Below are 15810 nucleotides of genomic sequence, written 5' to 3'. Positions count from 1 at the left end.
ACTGGAGATCACCAATGCTCGACGATCCCTTGGCCCTGACCCGAGCGCTGCTGGGGTTTCCAACGCTCAATCCGCCGGGCGATGAAGAGGCCTGCGCGCAGTTTCTGGTCACGACGCTCCGCGAGGCGGGCTTCCACTGCGAGTTGCAACATTTTGGCGAACGACGTTGCAACCTGGTGGCCTGGCTGCCGGGGCGCGGGGCCGGCAAGCCGCTGGGCTTTACCGGGCACCTGGACGTGGTGCCCTTGGGCAATGGCACCTGGCGCCACGGGCCCTTCGCCGGCGAGGTGGCCGAAGGACGCCTCTATGGCCGCGGCGCCAGCGACATGAAGGCGGGAATCGCCGCCTTCATCGTCGCCTGCCAGCGCAATCGCGACGCCGTCGCCCAGGGGCCTGGCGTCCGGCTGCTGCTCACCGGCGGTGAGGAAACCGGCTGTGACGGCGCCCGGGCGCTGTGCCGGGACGCGCCGCACCTGCTTGGCGAGCTGGGCGCGCTGCTGGTGGGCGAACCCACTGCCAACCGGCCGGTGCTGGGGCACAAGGGCGCCTTCTGGCTCCGCTGTACCGCTCATGGCCGCACGGCCCACGGTGCCATGCCCGAGGAGGGGGAAAAACGCCATCTACCGCCTGGCCGAGGCCATTGGCCGGGCGCGTACCTTCGCCGTCGGCCCGCCGCATCCGCTCATGCGGCAACCCACGCTCAACGTGGGGACCGTCACGGGTGGGCTGAACATCAACTCGGTGCCGGATCGCGCCGCCTTCACCCTCGATCTGCGGACCGCCCCGAACCTGGAGCATGCCGACATCCAGCGGCGTCTGGCCGAGCATCTGGGCTGCGATCTGGAGTTAGAAGTCTTGGTGGATCTGCCCGGCGTCTGCGCTGATAGGAGCGACGCCTGGGTGCGGCAGGTCTTCGAGTGCTGCGCCGCCCTGCATGGCGAGGCGCTGCCCGCCAGTGTGGTGCCTTACTTCACTGATGCCGCCGTGCTGCTGCCCGCGCTGAACGACCCGCCCACCCTGATCCTGGGGCCGGGCGAGCCGAGCATGGCGCACAAGGTGGACGAATACTGCGAGATACAACGACTGGAGGAGGGCACCGCGCTCTACGGGCAGTTGCTCCGGGACTGGATGCTCGCCGGACGCTAGCGCCGCGCCAGGGGTACCACCATGGGGGTGCCGGCCACCGGGTCGTCGATGATCAGGCAGTCCAGGTCGTAGACCGCCTTGATCAGCGCCGGGGTGACCACCTCGCGCGGGCGGCCGGTGGCCAGTACCTTGCCGTCGCGCATGGCCACCAGGTGGGTGGCGTAGCGACAGGCGTGGTTGAGGTCGTGCAGCACCATCACCAGGGTGTGGCCCTGCTGGCGATTGAGGTCTTCCAGCAATTCCAGCAGGTCGATCTGGTGAGTGATGTCTAGCCAGGTGGTGGGCTCGTCGAGCAGCAGCAGCGGGGTTTCCTGGGCCAGCGCCATGGCGATCCATACCCGCTGGCGCTGGCCTCCGGAGAGGGTGTCCACCGCCCGGTCGGCCAGTTCGAAGACACCAGTGGCCTGCATGGCGTGGGTCACCGCGCGTTCATCGTCGGCGCGCACGCCACCGAACAGCGTCTGGTGCGGATAGCGTCCGCGGGCCACCAGGTCGCGCACCGAGATGTCACCCGGGGCCTGGGAGCTCTGCGGCAGCAGGCCCAGGCGGCGGGCCACCTCCTTGGTGCGATAGCTCTGGATCGCCTGGCCGTCCAGCCAGACCTGGCCCTGGCTGGGCGCCAGCAGTCGACTGAGGGTGCGCAGCAGGGTCGACTTGCCGCAGCCGTTGGGGCCGATGATGACCGTCAGCTCGCCGTCGGGAATGGTCAGCGACAGGTCTTCGGCGATCAGCTTGCGGCCGTAGCCCAGGGTCAGGCGCTCGGCGTGCAGGCGTGAAGCGGGGGCGTCGTTCATGAGCGGCGGGACTCCCAGATGAGCAGGCCGATCAGGTAGAGCCCACCCAGGCTCACCGTGACCAGGCCCACCGGCAGGACATAGGGCAGGAACAGGCGCTGGGCGAGCAGATCCGCGCCCAGCAGCAGCACCGCGCCGGTGAGGGCGGCGGCGGGCAGCGCCAGGCGCTGGGTGCCGGTCAGGCGGCGGGCGATCTGCGGCGCGGCCAGGGCGATGAAGGAGATCGGTCCGGCCACCGCGGTGCCGGCGGCGGTGAGCACCACCCCCAGGCCCAGCAGCGACAACCGCGTGCGCTCCACCGGCACGCCCAGGGCGCAGGCGGTGTCGTCGCCCATTTCCAGCAGGAACAGCCGGCGACTCAGCGCCAGGCTGGCGGCACCCGCCAGCAGGATGAAGACCACCGCCGGCCAGGCCTTGCCCCAGGTCAGGCCGTTGAGCGAACCGGCGCTCCACAGGCCGGCGCTGAAGGCGGCCTCCAGGGAGGCGTGGACGATCAGCCAGGTGTTGAGCGCCATCAGCAGGGCGCGCACGCCGATGCCGACGATGATGAGTCTCAGGGTATCCACGCCGCTGCCCCGCCAGGTGAGGGCATAGACCAGCGCCGCGCTGAGCAGGCCGCCGATCAGGGCGGCGGTGGTACTCCAGAGGATGCTGGCCTGGAACAGCACCAGGGCGACCAGCACCCCGCTGTAGGCGCCGGTGTTGAAGCCCATGATGTCCGGGCTGCCGAGGGGATTGCGCAGCAGCGATTGGAACAGCGCGCCGCTGAGGCCCAGGGCGGCGCCGATCAGCAGCGCCAGGGCCACCCGCGGCAGGCGCCACTGGGTGACCACCAGTTCGATGCCGCGCGGCGCCTCGCCGAGCAGCGCGGCCAGCACCTGGGAAGGGCTCAGGGCCAGGCTGCCGCTGCCCAGGGCGAACAGCGCCAGCAACAGCGCGCCGCCGAGCAGGGCGAACAGCACGCCGGGCAGGCGCAGGCGACCGGGGCGGTTCATGCCCGGCCTCCCTGGCGCTGACGGCGCGCCAGCCAGATCAGCAGCGGCGCGCCGAGGAAAGCGGTCACCACCGAGACCCGCAGCTCGTTGGTCACCAGCAGGCGGCCGACGATATCGGCCGTCAGCAGCAGACTGGGAGTGAACAGCAGGACGAAGGGCAGCAGCCAGCGATGGTCTTCGCCGATGGCCCAGCGACCCAGGTGCGGCACCATCAGGCCGACGAAGGCGATGGGTCCGACCGCCGCTGCGGCGGCCCCGCAGAGCAGGGTGATGGCCAGCAGGCCAAGCAACTGGGTCTGGCGGACCCGGGTGCCGAGGGCCACGGCCAGATCGCTGCCCAGGCTCAGGGCATTGAGCGCCGGAGCCAGCAGCAGGGCGATGACCACGCCGCCCAGCACCGGCAGGCTGGCGCTGCGCAGCAGGTCGAGCTGCCGCACGTCCAGGGAGCCGAATTGCCAGAATCTCAGCTGATCGTAGACCTGGGGATCGAGCAGGGCGATGCCCGAGCTGACACCTTCGAGCATGGCGCCCAGGGCCACCCCGACCAGCACCAGGCGCATCGGGTTGAAGCCACCGCCACCGGCGATACCGGCCAGCAGTACCACCAGGCTGGCCAGCAGGGCGCCACCAAAGGCGAAGCCCAGGTACTGCTCGGGACCGCTGGCACCGAACAGGGCGATGCCCAGCACCACGGCGAAACTGGCACCGGCGTTGACGCCGAGGATGCCCGGGTCGGCCAGGGGATTGCGCGTCAGCGCCTGCATCAGGGTGCCGGCCACGCCCAGCGCCGCGCCGGCGAGCAGACCGGCGAGGGTCCGCGGCAGCCGCGCCTCGCGCACGATCAGGCAGGTCGGCGCGCTGCAGCCCTGGCCCAGTGCCTGCCAGACGTCGGCCAGCGGGATGGCAGTGGCGCCGAGCGCCAGGCTGGCAGCCATCACCAGCAACAGCAGGAACGCGGCGCAGCCGAGGATGAAGAGGCGGCGCCCGGTCATCCGCGGCGACCGACGGGAAGGGGAGTGGATGAGAACAAGGCGTATTAACACATGATAGTCTGTATTACATGCTAACAGCCTTGCCCCGGCGGCTCGATAGCGTCCCCTGTGTTTTTCCGGTGATTCATGTCCAAGACGTCCTTCCTGCTCGACTTCGGCCTGCTCAGGTCCCACGCCGCCTTTCGCACCCTGTTCATCGCCCGCCTGGTGTCCGTGCTGTCCCTTGGCCTGCTGGCCGTGGCGATCCCCATCCAGGTCCAGGCCCTGACCGAGTCGCCGCTCAAGGTGGGCCTGGCGCTGAGCATGGCCGGCATCGGCATGTTCGTCGGCCTGCTCACCGGCGGGGTACTGGCCGACCGCCTGGAGCGGCGCCGCCTGATCCTGGCGGCACGCTCCATCTGCGGCCTGGGCTTCATCGGCCTGGCGGTCAATGCCAGCCTGCCCGAGCCGTCGCTGAACGCCATCTACCTGCTGGCGCTGTGGGACGGCTTCTTTGGCGCCCTCGGCGTCACCGCGCTGCTGGCGGTCACGCCGATCCTCGTCGGTCGCGAATCCATGGTGCAGGCTGGTGCCCTGAACATGCTCAGCGTGCGGGTGGCGGCCATCGTTGCCCCGCCGCTGGGCACCCTGCTGATTGCCCAGAGCGGCGTGGCCTGGAACTACGGCCTAACCGCCTGCGGCACCCTGATCACCCTGCTGGTGCTGCTGCGCCTGCCGCGGTTGCCGCCGCCAGAGCAGCCGCGCGAGACGCCCTGGGAGGCCCTGGGCGGCGGCATCGCCTTCCTGTTCGAGAATCGCCTGCTGGGCGCGGTTGCCCTGGTCGGCGCCCTGGTGACCATGGCCAATGCGGTGCGGGTGCTCTATCCGTCGCTGGGCGAGAGTTGGGGGCTGGATACCGCACACCTGGGCTGGCTCTATGCCGCCGCGCCCCTGGGTGCGGCCATCGGCGCCCTCACCAGTGGCCGGCTGAACCAGGCGCCACGCCCGGGGCGTACCCTGCTGATGACCGCGGTGGCGACCTTTCTGGCGGTGGCGGTGTTCGCGCTGCTGCCCGGTTTCTGGCTGTCCGCGCTGTGCCTGGTGCTGTTCGGCTACCTGGGCGCGCTCAATGCCCTGGTGCAGTACGCGCTGATCCAGCGCCTGACGCCGGATCGTCTGCTGGGGCGTATCAATGCGCTATGGACGGCGCAGAACATCGGCGGCGAGGCCATTGGCGCGGCGCTGTTCGGCGGCCTGGCCAGCCTGATGCTGCCGGCACAGGCGGCGTTCGTCTTCGGCCTGGTCGCCACTGGGGTGGCCGCCCTCTGCTGGACGCTGGCCCGAGGTCTGCGTAGGGCTGAAAGCCTCGGCACCTGATCCGCTCCGGTGCGTCTGGCGTAGCGTGGAAAACCGCGCAGCGTTTTCCACTGGGGGCTCATGGCGATCAGCGATGGACAAGACAGATCGCGGCCATGGGCCGCTCCTACAGGCTAGACGGTACCTGTAGGAGCGGCCGCATCGGCGGACCGCCCTGGCCACGACTGCTCTATTCAAGGCTTGGCGTAGCGCTGTTCCAGGCGATCCAGCAGCAGGTTGGCGCTATAGGGGTCGAGACGGAAGGTCTCGGCGCCCAGGGCTTCCACGCGGTTGTCCTTGACCGCCGGCAGGTGCGCCAGCAGCGGATTGCCGCGGACTGCCTCGGCTTCCTTGGCGTCCGCGGCGAACAGCAGGAAGGTCTGGCCCGTGAGGCCGGTGGCGACGTTTTCACCGGCGAGCTGAAGGATATCGTGGCGCTGCCCCTGGCTATGACCGGTCTCCAGCCCCGTCGGCAGCGCCGCCAGTTCGAAGCCCAGGCTTTCCAGCAACTGGCCCTGGGAGGAGGCGGCGGTCCAGAGATTGGCCTGGCGCGTCGCCGGGTTGTAGACGAAGGCCGATACCGGTTGCGGCGGCAGCTGCAGGCGCGCCTTGAGCTCGGCGACGCGCCGGTCGAAATCGGCGACCACCTGGCTGGCGGCGTCCTCGCGGCCGGTGGCCTGACCGAGCAATTCCACCACCTGTTGCCAGCTGCGATTGTCGTAACCCACCACCAGCACCGGGGCGATGGCCTTGAGTTGCTCGACCAGGCGCAGCGCCGAGTCGTTGCCGGCGGCGCTGACCAGGATCAGGTCCGGTGCCTCGGCGGCCACGGCTTCGGCATTGGCTTCGCCAATGTACAGCCGTTTCACGTCACGCTGCCTGGCGACCGCGCCCCACTGCCGCAGGAAGCCCTGGTCATCGGCGAATCTGTTGTTGGGCGAGGTGGCACCGCTGGCCACCACCGGCGCGCCGATGGCGAGCAGGGAGCCGGTGAGGGTGACGCTGGTGGAGACGATGCGTTGCGGCTTGGCGGGCAGGGTGACCTGGCTGCCGTCGGTGCTGATCTGCCGGGGCCAGTCCGCCGCCCGAGCGGTACCGCCCAGCGCCAGGGTCGCGAGGATCAGGGTGGTGAGAATGCGAAACACTGACGACAAGCTGAACATGAACGCCTTCCGGTTGTAAGATAATCACTCTCATTTTCAAAGAAGCGCTCCCTGGCAGCAAGTCGTTCCGGTCAAGCCGCCGGTATGCGGCCAGGGGAAGGGCAGGAGCTCATCGCCAGACGCCTTCCGGCCGGTGGGTATTTGTCTTTTATTTCAAGGATTTGCGGGATAGCCGGGAATATCGTTCGGTCCCTAACGAATTGACTTTCCGGTATCCAGTAAGTTAGCTTCTGCTTATTGATAAGCATTATCATTCGTGTAGAGGTTCATCGAAATGACGAGCAAGAGGGCCGAGAGGGTCGGAGAAGTAGACGCCGATCGTCGGGAACAGGCCGTATTCCTGTTCCAGTCGGGTGATCGCGTCCTGCAGGGGCGGGGCGTCTGTGCCCGGGTCGAGACACCGGCCAGCGGCGGTGCGCACCGGGACAGCCTGTTCCTCCACGCCGTGGAAGAGGCCTTCGCCCGTGCCCGCCAGGCCGGCATCGCCGAGCCGGTGATCATGGGCGCCATTCCCTTCGATACCACCCGGCCCTCATGCCTTTATGTGCCCCGGGAGCATGCCTGGGTGGCTCGCCCGGCGCCGGTCAGCAGCGCGCCAGTCGCCCCGGCGCAGGTGCGCGAGGTGCGCAACCTGCCCAGTGCGGATGGTTTCTGCCTGGCGGTGGAGGAGGCCATCGAGGCCTTCCGCCGCGGCGAGCTGAGCAAGGCGGTGCTGTCGAGGATCCAGGAGATCCAACTGGCCGAACCCGCCGACGTGGACGCCATCCTCGCCAATCTGGCGCGGCAGAATCCCACCGGCTATCAATTCCGCATCCCCCTCGCCGAGGGCGGCGAGCTGGTCGGAGTCAGCCCCGAGTTGCTGGTGCGCAAGCAGGGCGCCCGGGTCCACACCAATCCGCTGGCGGGTTCGGCCAAGCGTCGCGCCGATCCGCAGGAAGACCAGCGTGTCGCCCGCGATCTGCTGGAGTCCAGCAAGGATCACTATGAGCACCGCCTGGTGATCGAGGACATCCGCCAGCAGCTGGCACCACTGTGCAGCCGGCTGGACGTGCCCGAAGGGCCGTCGCTGCTCAGCACCAACGCCATGTGGCACCTGTCCACCGCCATCGATGGCGAACTGGCCGACAGTCGCACCTCGGCGCTGCAGCTCGCCTGCCGCCTGCATCCGACCCCGGCGGTCTGTGGCTTTCCCACGGCGGCGGCGCGCCAGCTGATCCAGCGTATCGAGCCCTTCGACCGCGGCCTGTTCACCGGCATGGTCGGCTGGTGCGATGCCCAGGGCAACGGCGAGTGGGTCGTCACCATCCGCTGCGGCACGGTGCAGGGCGACTGGCTGCGGCTGTTCGCCGGCGCCGGCATCGTCGAAGCCTCGGATCCGGCGGCGGAGTGGGCCGAGGTCACCGCCAAACTGGGCACCATGCGTGCCGCCTGTGGTTTGCTCGACGAGGAGAACCCCACGTGAGTCTGGAATTCACCCCCTGGCCGGACGACCTGGCGGCGCGCTATCGCGCCCTGGGTTACTGGCCCGATCTGCCGATGACCGAAATCCTGGCGCGCAGCCGCGCGACCCTGCCCGAGGCGCCGGCGATCCTCTGCGGCGAGCGGCAGCTGAGCTATGCCGAGCTGGACGAGCGCTCCAGTCGGCTGGCCGCCCACCTGCAGGCCGCCGGGCTGCGGCGCCACGACACGGCCCTGGTGCAGCTGCCCAACGTGGCCGAGTTCTATGTGGTGTTCTTCGCCCTGCTCAAGGCTGGCATCGCCCCGGTCAACGCCCTGTTCAGCCACCAGAAGCTGGAGTTGCTCGCCTATGCGCAGCAGATCCAGCCCCGGCTGCTGATCGCCTCCCGCGAGCACAACCTGTTCCGCGACGACAACTTCCTCGCCGAATTGCGCGACGTGGCGCCGGGCCTCGGCGAGGTGCTGCTGGATGGCGCCGACGACGCACGCAGCCTGCAGCAGCGTCTGGATACCCCGCTGGACGGTTTTCAGCTGACCCCTACCGCCTGTGGCGAGGTGGCCTTCTTCCAGCTCTCCGGTGGCAGCACCGGCACGCCCAAGCTGATTCCGCGCACCCACAACGACTACTACTACAGCCTCAGACGCAGCGTCGAGATCTGCCGCCTGACCCCGGCGACGCGCTTTCTCTGCGCGCTGCCGGCGGGCCACAATTACACCCTCAGCTCGCCCGGCGCCCTGGGCGTCTTCATCGCCGGTGGCTGCGTGGTCATGGCCCGCGATCCCGAGCCGCTGCGGTGCTTGGCGCTGATCGAACGCCATCAGGTGGATTGGGTGGCCCTGGTACCGCCGGCGGTGGCGCTCTGGCTGCAGGCCGCGGCTGCCCCCGAGCAGCGCGCCCGGCTGGCCAGCCTCCGCGTGGTGCAGGTGGGCGGTGCCAGCTTCGCCGAGGCCCAGGCCCGCCGCGTGCCCGTGGAACTGGGCTGCCAGCTGCAGCAGGTGTTCGGCATGGCCGAGGGCCTGGTCAACTACACCCGCCTGGACGACGAGCCCGAGCGCATCTTCACCACCCAGGGCCGTCCCATGAGTCCGGACGACGAGGTGCGCATCACCGACGAGGACGGCAATCCGGTGCCCGACGGCGAGCCGGGCCTGCTGTCCACCCGCGGTCCCTACACCTTCCGCGGTTACTACCGCAGCCCCGAGCACAATGCCCAGGTGTTCGATGCCGAGGGTTTCTACTTTTCCGGCGACGTGGTCCAGCGCGATGCCGCCGGCTATCTCAAGGTGGTCGGCCGGGTGAAGGACCAGATCAACCGCGGCGGCGAGAAGATCGCCGCCGCCGAGATCGAGGGGCTGCTGCTGCGCCATCCCGGCATTACCCACGCGGCCCTGGTCGCCATCGCCGACGAGTTGATGGGCGAGAAGAGCTGCGCCTGCCTGGTGGTGAGCGATCCGGCACTCAAGCCGGTGGCGCTGCGTCGCTACCTGCGCGAGCAGGGCGTGGCCGAATACAAGCTGCCCGACCGTTTCCAGTTCCTTGACCAGTTGCCGCTCACCGCCGTCGGCAAGATCGACAAGCGGCGCCTGCGCGAGCAGCTGCAGACCCCTTCCACCGAGCGTTCCTAAGGTTTCCCATGGCTATCCCCCGTCTTGCTTCCTATCCCTTGCCTCAGCCCGACGGCTTTCCCGCCAACAAGGTCGACTGGACACCGGCGGCCGACCGCGCCGTGCTGCTGATCCACGACATGCAGCGCTATTTCGTCGAGTTCTATGGCGACAGCAGCCCGCTGATCGACCAGGTGGTGACCAACATCGCCGCGCTGCGCGCCTGGGCCGATGCCCGGGGCGTGCCGGTGGTCTACACCGCTCAGCCCACCGACCAGCCGCCAGCCGATCGCGCCCTGCTCAACGACATGTGGGGTCCGGGCCTGACCCAGGCCGATCCCGCGCTGCAGCAGGTGGTGGACGCGCTGGCGCCCAAGGACGGTGACGTGGTGCTGACCAAGTGGCGTTACAGCGCCTTCCACCGTTCCAACCTGCAGGACCTGATGACCGAGTGGCGGCGCGACCAGCTGATCGTCTGCGGCGTCTACGCCCATATCGGTTGCCTGACGACCTGCACCGACGCCTTCATGCGGGACATCCAGGCCTTCCTGATCGGCGACGCCGTGGCCGACTTCAGCGAGGAAGAGCACCGCATGGCGCTGCGCTACGTGGCGACCCGTTGCGGCAGTACCCTGAGCACCGCCCAGGTCACCGGCGGCGCGGTAACCCTGGACGAAGCCTGGCTGCGTGCCCAGGTCCAGCCGCTGCTGGACGCTGACGACGAAGCGCCGGCGCTGGACGACAACCTCACCGATTTCGGTCTGGATTCGGTGCAGGTCATGACTCTGGTGGGCGAGTGGCAGAAGCGCGGCCTGCCCGTGACCTTCGCCGATCTGGCCGCCCAGCCGACCCTGCAGGGCTGGCTGGATCTGCTGCGCGCGCGCGCCTGAGGAGTGTCCTGATGACGCAACTGGATTTCACCGGCAAGCGCGTCTGGGTGACCGGCGCAGGGCAGGGCATCGGCTTGCAGGTGGCGCGCCGCTTCCAGGCGGCGGGCGCCGAGGTGGTCGGACTCGACCGCCAATTCGCCGAGAGCAGCTATCCGTTCCGCACCCAGCTGCTGGATGTCGCCGATGCGGCCCAGGTCGAGGACGTCTGCCAGGCGCTGCTGGCCGAAGAGCGCCGTCTGGACGTGCTGGTCAACGGCGCCGGCGTGCTGCGCCTGGGCACCAGCGACAGCCTGAGCCTGGATGACTGGCAGGCGCTCTTGGACGTCAACGTCTCCGGTCCCTTCTACCTGTTCCGCCAACTGGTGCCGCTGTTCAAGGCCCAGGGCCAGGGCGCCATCGTCAACATCGCCTCCAACGCCGCCCATGTGCCGCGCCTGCAGATGGCCGGCTACTGCACCTCCAAGGCGGCGCTGGTGTCCCTGAGCCACTGCGTGGCCCTGGAACTGGCCGGGTCGGGCGTGCGCTGCAACGTGGTCTCGCCGGGTTCCACGGCGACCCCCATGCTGGCCGGCATGCTCGGCTCGCCCGAGGGCTATCAGCGCCTGGTGGACGGCCTGCCGGAAGACTTCAAGCTGGGCATCCCGCTGCGCAAGATCGCCCAGCCCGACGAGATCGCCAATACCGTACTGTTCCTCGCATCGGACCTGGCCAGCCATATCACCATGCAGGACATCGTGGTGGACGGCGGCGCGACGCTGGCGGCGTGAGGTATTTTCGCAGGTTGGGTTGAGCGCGAGCGAAGCCCAAGGCGACGGGTTCGACTCCGTTTGTTGGGCTTCGACGATGGAGCCGTCTCAACCAACCTACGGCCGGGCGCGCTGAGCGATCCCGAGCTTGCCGGAGCTGATGAAGCGGAGCGCTCGCTCGGATAACCCCCTCTCCCCTCGGGAGAGGGTTGGGGTGAGGGCGCGCCCAGCTACGGAGTCCAGTGGAAAAGGCTGCGCCGTTTTCCACGCTACGGAGTCAGCAGTTCCGTAGGTTGGGTTGAGCGCGAGCGCGGCGGGTTCATGTCCATCCGTTGGGCTTCGACGATTGAGCCGTCTCAACCCAGCCTTCGATCAGGCGCGGCGATCGATCACGAGTTTGCCGGGGCGGAACGCCTGCTCGGATAACCCCCTCTCCCCTCGGGAGAGGGTTGGGGTGAGGGCGCCCCCAGCTATGGAGTCCAGTGGAAAAGGCTGCGCCGTTTTCCATGCTACGGGCGTCCGCAGTTCCGTAGGTTGAGTTGAGCGCCAGCGCAGTGGGTTCGCGTCCGTCCGTGGGCTTCGACGATGGAGCCGTCTCAACCCAACCTACAAAGTCACGCCCAAGCGCGAGTCTCGTAGGTTGGGTTGAGCGCTAGCGAAGCCCAACAGTGCGACCGGCCTAGCCCGCCACCAGCACCCGAATGGCTTCCAGGCGCAGCGAGGCCTTGTCCAGGTAGGTCAGGCCTTCTTCGCGCTGCTGGCGCAGGCGATCGATCTCGTCCTGGCGGACGCTGGAATTGACCGCGCGCAGGGCTTCCAGGCGGGCGATTTCTTCGTCCATACCCGACACATAGGCCTGGCGGGCCTTGGCGACGCGTTCCTCGTGGCGGGGCAGGGCCTTGTCTTCGCCACCACCGATCAGCTTGGCCAGGGAGTCACGCTGGGCCTGGACGAACTTGTTGGCGCTGGTACGCGGCACGCTTTCCAGCTGATCGTTGAGGGTCTCGAAGGCCACCCGGGCAGCCAGGTCGTTGCCGTTGGCATCCAGCAGGCAGCGGATCGCCAGCGGCGGCAGGTAGCGACCCAGTTGCAGGGCGCGCGGCGCCACTGCCTCGCTGATGTAGATCAGCTCCAGCAGCACGGTGCCCGGTTTGAGCGCCTTGTTCTTGATCAGCGCCACGGCGGTGTTGCCCATGGAGCCGGACATCACCAGGTCCATGCCACCCTGGGCCATGGGGTGCTCCCAGGTCAGGAATTGCATGTCTTCGCGGACCAGGGCCACGTTGCGATCGTAGGTGATGGTCACGCCTTCGTCGTCGCCGAGGGGGAAGCCGGCGTCGAGCATCTTCTCGCTGGGCTTGAGGATCAGGGCGTTGTCGGAGTGGTCCTCGCTGTCGATGCCGAAGGCGTTGAACAGCTCTTCCATGTACATCGGCAGGGCGAACTGGTCGTCCTGGTCGAGGATGTCTTCGACCAGTTGCTCGCCGGCGCCGGCGCCCGAGGAATTGAGTTCCAGCAGGCGGTCGCGACCGTTGTGCAGTTCCGTCTCCAGCGCGGCGCGCGCCTGGGCGCCCTGTTCCAGCAGTGCCTGCCAGGTGGCTTCGTCGCCACCGGCCAGCTGCTCGTCGAGCTCGCTGGCGAAGCGTGCCTGGAGGGCGCTGCCGGTCGGCGAGGTGGCCAGAAAGGCGTTCAGCGCCTGGTGGTACCACTGGAACTGGCGTTCCTGGCGGCTGCCTTCCAGATAGGGCACGTGCAGCTGGATGGTGTGGCGCTGGCCGATCCGGTCGAGACGGCCGATGCGCTGCTCCAGCAGGTCCGGGTGGGCCGGCAGGTCGAATAGCACCAGGTGATGGGCGAACTGGAAGTTGCGGCCTTCACTGCCGATCTCGGAGCAGATCAGCACCTGGGCGCCGAATTCTTCGTCGGCGAAGTAGGCGGCGGCGCGGTCGCGTTCGAGGATGCTCATGCCTTCGTGGAAGGTCGTGGCGGGGATGCCGGACTTGAGGCGCAGGGCGTCTTCCAGATCCAGGGCGGTTTCCATGCGCGCGCAGATGACCAGCACCTTGTGCGGCTTGAGCGCCTTGAGGGTGTCGATCAGCCATTCGACGCGGCCGTCGTGACGCCACCAGCGATCGTTGTCGTCTTCCGGGGCGAATTCGGTCTCCGGCTGCAGCGACTGGCCGGGCATGACGCCCTCGTCCAGGTAGGTATCCGGGAAGGGCAGGGCGTGGGCGTGCAGCTCGCGCTCGGGGAAGCCCTTGACCGCGGCGCGGGTGTTGCGGAACAGCACCCGGCCGGTGCCGTGGCGATCCAGCAGCTCGCGCACCAGGCGCGCGCGGGCGTCGGCGTCGCCGGCTGCGGCCGCCGCCAGCAGGGTCTCGCCTTCCTGGCCGAGGAAGCCGCCGATGGCGTCCTGGGCGGCCGGACTCAGGGCGCCGGCGTCGAGCAGTTCCTGCACGGCTTCGGCCACCGGGCGGTAGTGCTGGGACTCCTGCTGGAAGGCGGCGAAGTCATGGAAGCGGCTGGGATCGAGCAGGCGCAGACGGGCGAAGTGGCTGTCCTGGCCCAGTTGCTCGGGGGTCGCGGTGAGCAGCAGCACGCCGGGGATGACCTCGCCGAGTTGCTCGACCAGGCTGTATTCGCGACTGGCGCCCTCGGGGTGCCAGACCAGGTGGTGGGCTTCGTCGACCACCAGCAGGTCCCAGCCGGCGGCGAAGGCGGCGTCCTGGGCCTTTTCGTCGCGCACCAGCCAGTCCAGGGAGACCAGGGCGAGCTGGGCGTCTTCGAAGGGATTGCCGTCTTCGCTGGCCATGAAGCGCTCGGCGTCGAACAGCGCCACTTCCAGGTTGAAGCGGCGGCGCATCTCCACCAGCCACTGGTGCTGGAGATTTTCCGGAACCAGGATCAGCACCCGACTGGCGCGACCGCTGAGCAGCTGGCGATGGATCACCAGGCCGGCTTCGATGGTCTTGCCCAGGCCCACCTCGTCGGCCAGCAGGACGCGCGGGGCGACCCGGTCGGCCACGCTGCGGGCGATGTGCAGCTGGTGCGGGATCGGCTGGGCGCGGGTGCCGCCGAGGCCCCAGAGGCTGGACTGCAACAGGCGGTTGCGATGCTCGTGGGTGTGATAGCGCAGGCCGAACCAGGGCAGGGGATCGATCTGCCCGGCGAACAGGCGGTCGCTGGCCAGGCGGAACTGGATGAAGTTCGACAGCTGGGCCTCGGGCACGCTGCGTGCCTCGCGCTCGGCGGTAAAGCCGTGGTAGGTCAGCAGGCCGTCCGCTTCGGAGACCTCGCGCACGGTGAGCTTCCAGCCCTCGAAGTGAGTCACCTCGTCGCCCGGGGCGAAGCGCACCCGGGTCAGCGGGGCGTTGCGCTGGGCATACTGGCGCGTCTCACCGGTGGCTGGATAGAGCACCGTGAGCAGGCGGCCGTCCAGGGCCAGGATGGTTCCCAGGCCCAGTTCGGCCTCACTGTCACTGATCCAGCGTTGTCCCGGTTGATGCGACGCCATGTGGAAGCTTCTCCCCAGCTATCAAAAAGCCGGCTATTTTAGCGAAAGCGGAGTCAGAAGCCTAACGCGCTCTTTGCCGCAGTCCGCGAATTCGAGGTCCCCGTCATGATCCCTGCCATTCCGCCGCCCGGCGTGACCCCGCCAAATCAGCTGGATCCCGCCCCGGTGCGGCCCGCCAGCGCCCCCATAGCGCCCGTGCAGCCGGCGGCCGAGACCGCCCACGCACCCCTGGAGGACGAAGCCACCCTGGACCGCGAGGCGCGTCGTCGTCGCCGGCAGCGCGAAGCCCTGCGCCAGGGCTTCGGCGCCGAGCGTGCCCAGGCCCTGGAAGAGCCGGAGCAGGTGGGCGCCCAGGTGGATCTGCGGGTCTAGCCATGGTCGAGCGCCTGGAGCTGGACGATGCCGAGCTGATCTTCCAGCCGCACTGGCTGGCGGCGGAAACCGCCGACGCCTGGCTGCGGCAACTCGACGCCGAAACGCCCTGGAACCAGCCGCAGGTGCGGGTGTACGGGCGCTGGCACCCGGTGCCGCGGCAGGTGGCCTGGTACGCCGACCCGGGCGTGGTCTACGGCTACGCCGGCCTGGACCACGCCGCCTTGCCCTGGACACCCCTGCTGCAGCGGATTCGCGAAGCCGTTGAGGCGGCCTGCGGCCGGGGCTTCAACGGCGTGCTGCTCAATCGCTATCGCGATGGCCAGGACTCCATGGGCTGGCACAGCGACGACGAGGCCAGTCTCGGCGCCAATCCGCTGATCGCCTCGCTCAATCTCGGGGCCGCGCGGCGCTTCGACTTTCGCCGCAAGGGCACCACCCGCATCGGCCATTCCCTGGAACTGGGTCACGGCAGCCTGCTGGTCATGGCCGGCGCGACCCAGCATCATTGGCAGCACCAGATCGCCAAGACCCGCAAAGCCAGCGGGTTGCGGCTGAATCTCACCTTTCGCCGGATAGCGACATGAGCGACGACAGCAATCTCATCGACTTCACCACCGAGCGCGGCAAGCGCATCCACGACCTCAAGGAGCGCCGCCTGCAGGAGGTGCGCTCGGCCTTCGAGCAGGCGCTGCCGCTGACCGCGGCCAAGAAGAAAAAGCGCAAGCCGAAGAAGAAGTAGCGGGCACTACCGTTCGTCGGGCTTCGCCCTTGAAATTTTTTGGAGAATTCCTATCTAG

General features: G+C 68.7%; 13 protein-coding genes and 1 pseudogene. 9 read left to right on the top strand and 5 right to left on the bottom strand.

Annotated features, from left to right (window positions below):
* Positions 1-14: 14 nt before the first annotated feature.
* A pseudogene (locus QE444_RS17640) lies at positions 15-1146 on the top strand (M20 family metallopeptidase).
* On the opposite strand, the gene QE444_RS17635 reads toward QE444_RS17640, so the two are convergent.
* The 3 genes from QE444_RS17635 to fepD are packed head-to-tail and all read right to left on the bottom strand — an operon-like array spanning position 1143 to position 3927.
* Positions 1143-1940 carry an ATP-binding cassette domain-containing protein gene (locus tag QE444_RS17635; RefSeq protein ID WP_273805905.1) on the bottom strand — a complete coding sequence of 266 codons (798 nt, stop codon included), beginning with the start codon at positions 1938-1940 and terminating at the stop codon, positions 1143-1145. The pseudogene QE444_RS17640 and the gene QE444_RS17635 sit on opposite strands and share 4 nt — an antisense overlap.
* Positions 1937-2935 (bottom strand): iron-enterobactin ABC transporter permease, encoded by a 999-nt coding sequence (fepG, locus tag QE444_RS17630; protein WP_280306299.1) that lies wholly within the window; start codon positions 2933-2935, stop codon positions 1937-1939. The genes QE444_RS17635 and fepG overlap by 4 nt, the downstream gene beginning before the upstream one ends.
* The gene (gene fepD, locus QE444_RS17625; RefSeq protein ID WP_208691766.1) at positions 2932-3927 is read right to left on the bottom strand and encodes a Fe(3+)-siderophore ABC transporter permease; all 996 of its coding nucleotides are present in this window, start codon (positions 3925-3927) and stop codon (positions 2932-2934) included. Before fepD ends, fepG begins: the two co-directional genes overlap by 4 nt.
* Positions 3928-4053: 126 nt before the next feature.
* Here fepD and entS point away from each other — a divergent pair, with 126 nt between their 5' ends.
* The gene (entS, locus tag QE444_RS17620; RefSeq protein WP_280306302.1) at positions 4054-5283 is read left to right on the top strand and encodes an enterobactin transporter EntS; all 1230 of its coding nucleotides are present in this window, start codon (positions 4054-4056) and stop codon (positions 5281-5283) included.
* 173 nt (positions 5284-5456) lie between these two features.
* Here the strand turns inward: entS and fepB are convergent, their stop codons facing one another.
* On the bottom strand, positions 5457-6425 hold the full coding sequence (fepB, locus tag QE444_RS17615; protein ID WP_309740362.1) for a Fe2+-enterobactin ABC transporter substrate-binding protein: 969 nt from the start codon (positions 6423-6425) through the stop codon (positions 5457-5459).
* 274 nt (positions 6426-6699) lie between these two features.
* Between fepB and QE444_RS17610 the strand changes: the two genes are divergently transcribed.
* The 4 genes from QE444_RS17610 to dhbA are packed head-to-tail and all read left to right on the top strand — an operon-like array spanning position 6700 to position 11145.
* On the top strand, positions 6700-7887 hold the full coding sequence (locus QE444_RS17610) for an isochorismate synthase MenF (RefSeq protein WP_309740359.1): 1188 nt from the start codon (positions 6700-6702) through the stop codon (positions 7885-7887).
* Entirely contained in the window at positions 7884-9509 is a 1626-nt protein-coding gene (locus tag QE444_RS17605) for a (2,3-dihydroxybenzoyl)adenylate synthase (RefSeq protein WP_309740358.1), read from the top strand. Before QE444_RS17610 ends, QE444_RS17605 begins: the two co-directional genes overlap by 4 nt.
* Before the next feature lie 8 nt (positions 9510-9517).
* Entirely contained in the window at positions 9518-10378 is an 861-nt protein-coding gene (locus QE444_RS17600; protein ID WP_187979744.1) for an isochorismatase family protein, read from the top strand.
* An 11-nt stretch (positions 10379-10389) separates the two neighbouring features.
* Positions 10390-11145 carry a 2,3-dihydro-2,3-dihydroxybenzoate dehydrogenase gene (gene dhbA / locus QE444_RS17595; protein ID WP_405046442.1) on the top strand — a complete coding sequence of 252 codons (756 nt, stop codon included), beginning with the start codon at positions 10390-10392 and terminating at the stop codon, positions 11143-11145.
* Positions 11146-11803: 658 nt separating this feature from the next.
* Here the strand turns inward: dhbA and rapA are convergent.
* The gene (gene rapA / locus QE444_RS17590; protein ID WP_309740355.1) at positions 11804-14638 is read right to left on the bottom strand and encodes an RNA polymerase-associated protein RapA; all 2835 of its coding nucleotides are present in this window, start codon (positions 14636-14638) and stop codon (positions 11804-11806) included.
* Between the two features lie 105 nt (positions 14639-14743).
* Here rapA and QE444_RS17585 point away from each other — a divergent pair, with 105 nt between their 5' ends.
* From QE444_RS17585 to QE444_RS17575, 3 genes are read left to right on the top strand one after another with little or no spacing between them, the layout of a single operon-like run.
* Positions 14744-15010, top strand: coding sequence for a hypothetical protein (locus QE444_RS17585; RefSeq protein ID WP_133861176.1), 267 nt, complete (start codon positions 14744-14746; stop codon positions 15008-15010).
* A 2-nt stretch (positions 15011-15012) separates the two neighbouring features.
* On the top strand, positions 15013-15597 hold the full coding sequence (locus tag QE444_RS17580) for an alpha-ketoglutarate-dependent dioxygenase AlkB (RefSeq protein WP_309740353.1): 585 nt from the start codon (positions 15013-15015) through the stop codon (positions 15595-15597).
* Positions 15594-15752, top strand: coding sequence for a hypothetical protein (locus QE444_RS17575; RefSeq protein ID WP_007160293.1), 159 nt, complete (start codon positions 15594-15596; stop codon positions 15750-15752). The genes QE444_RS17580 and QE444_RS17575 overlap by 4 nt, the downstream gene beginning before the upstream one ends.
* Positions 15753-15810: the final 58 nt, after the last annotated feature.

The sequence above is a fragment of the Pseudomonas sp. SORGH_AS_0199 genome (assembly GCF_031453735.1).
GTDB lineage: Bacteria > Pseudomonadota > Gammaproteobacteria > Pseudomonadales > Pseudomonadaceae > Chryseomonas > Chryseomonas aestiva.
The sequence above is the reverse complement of the archived record's forward strand: the minus strand, read 5'-3'. Positions and strand labels throughout refer to the sequence as shown.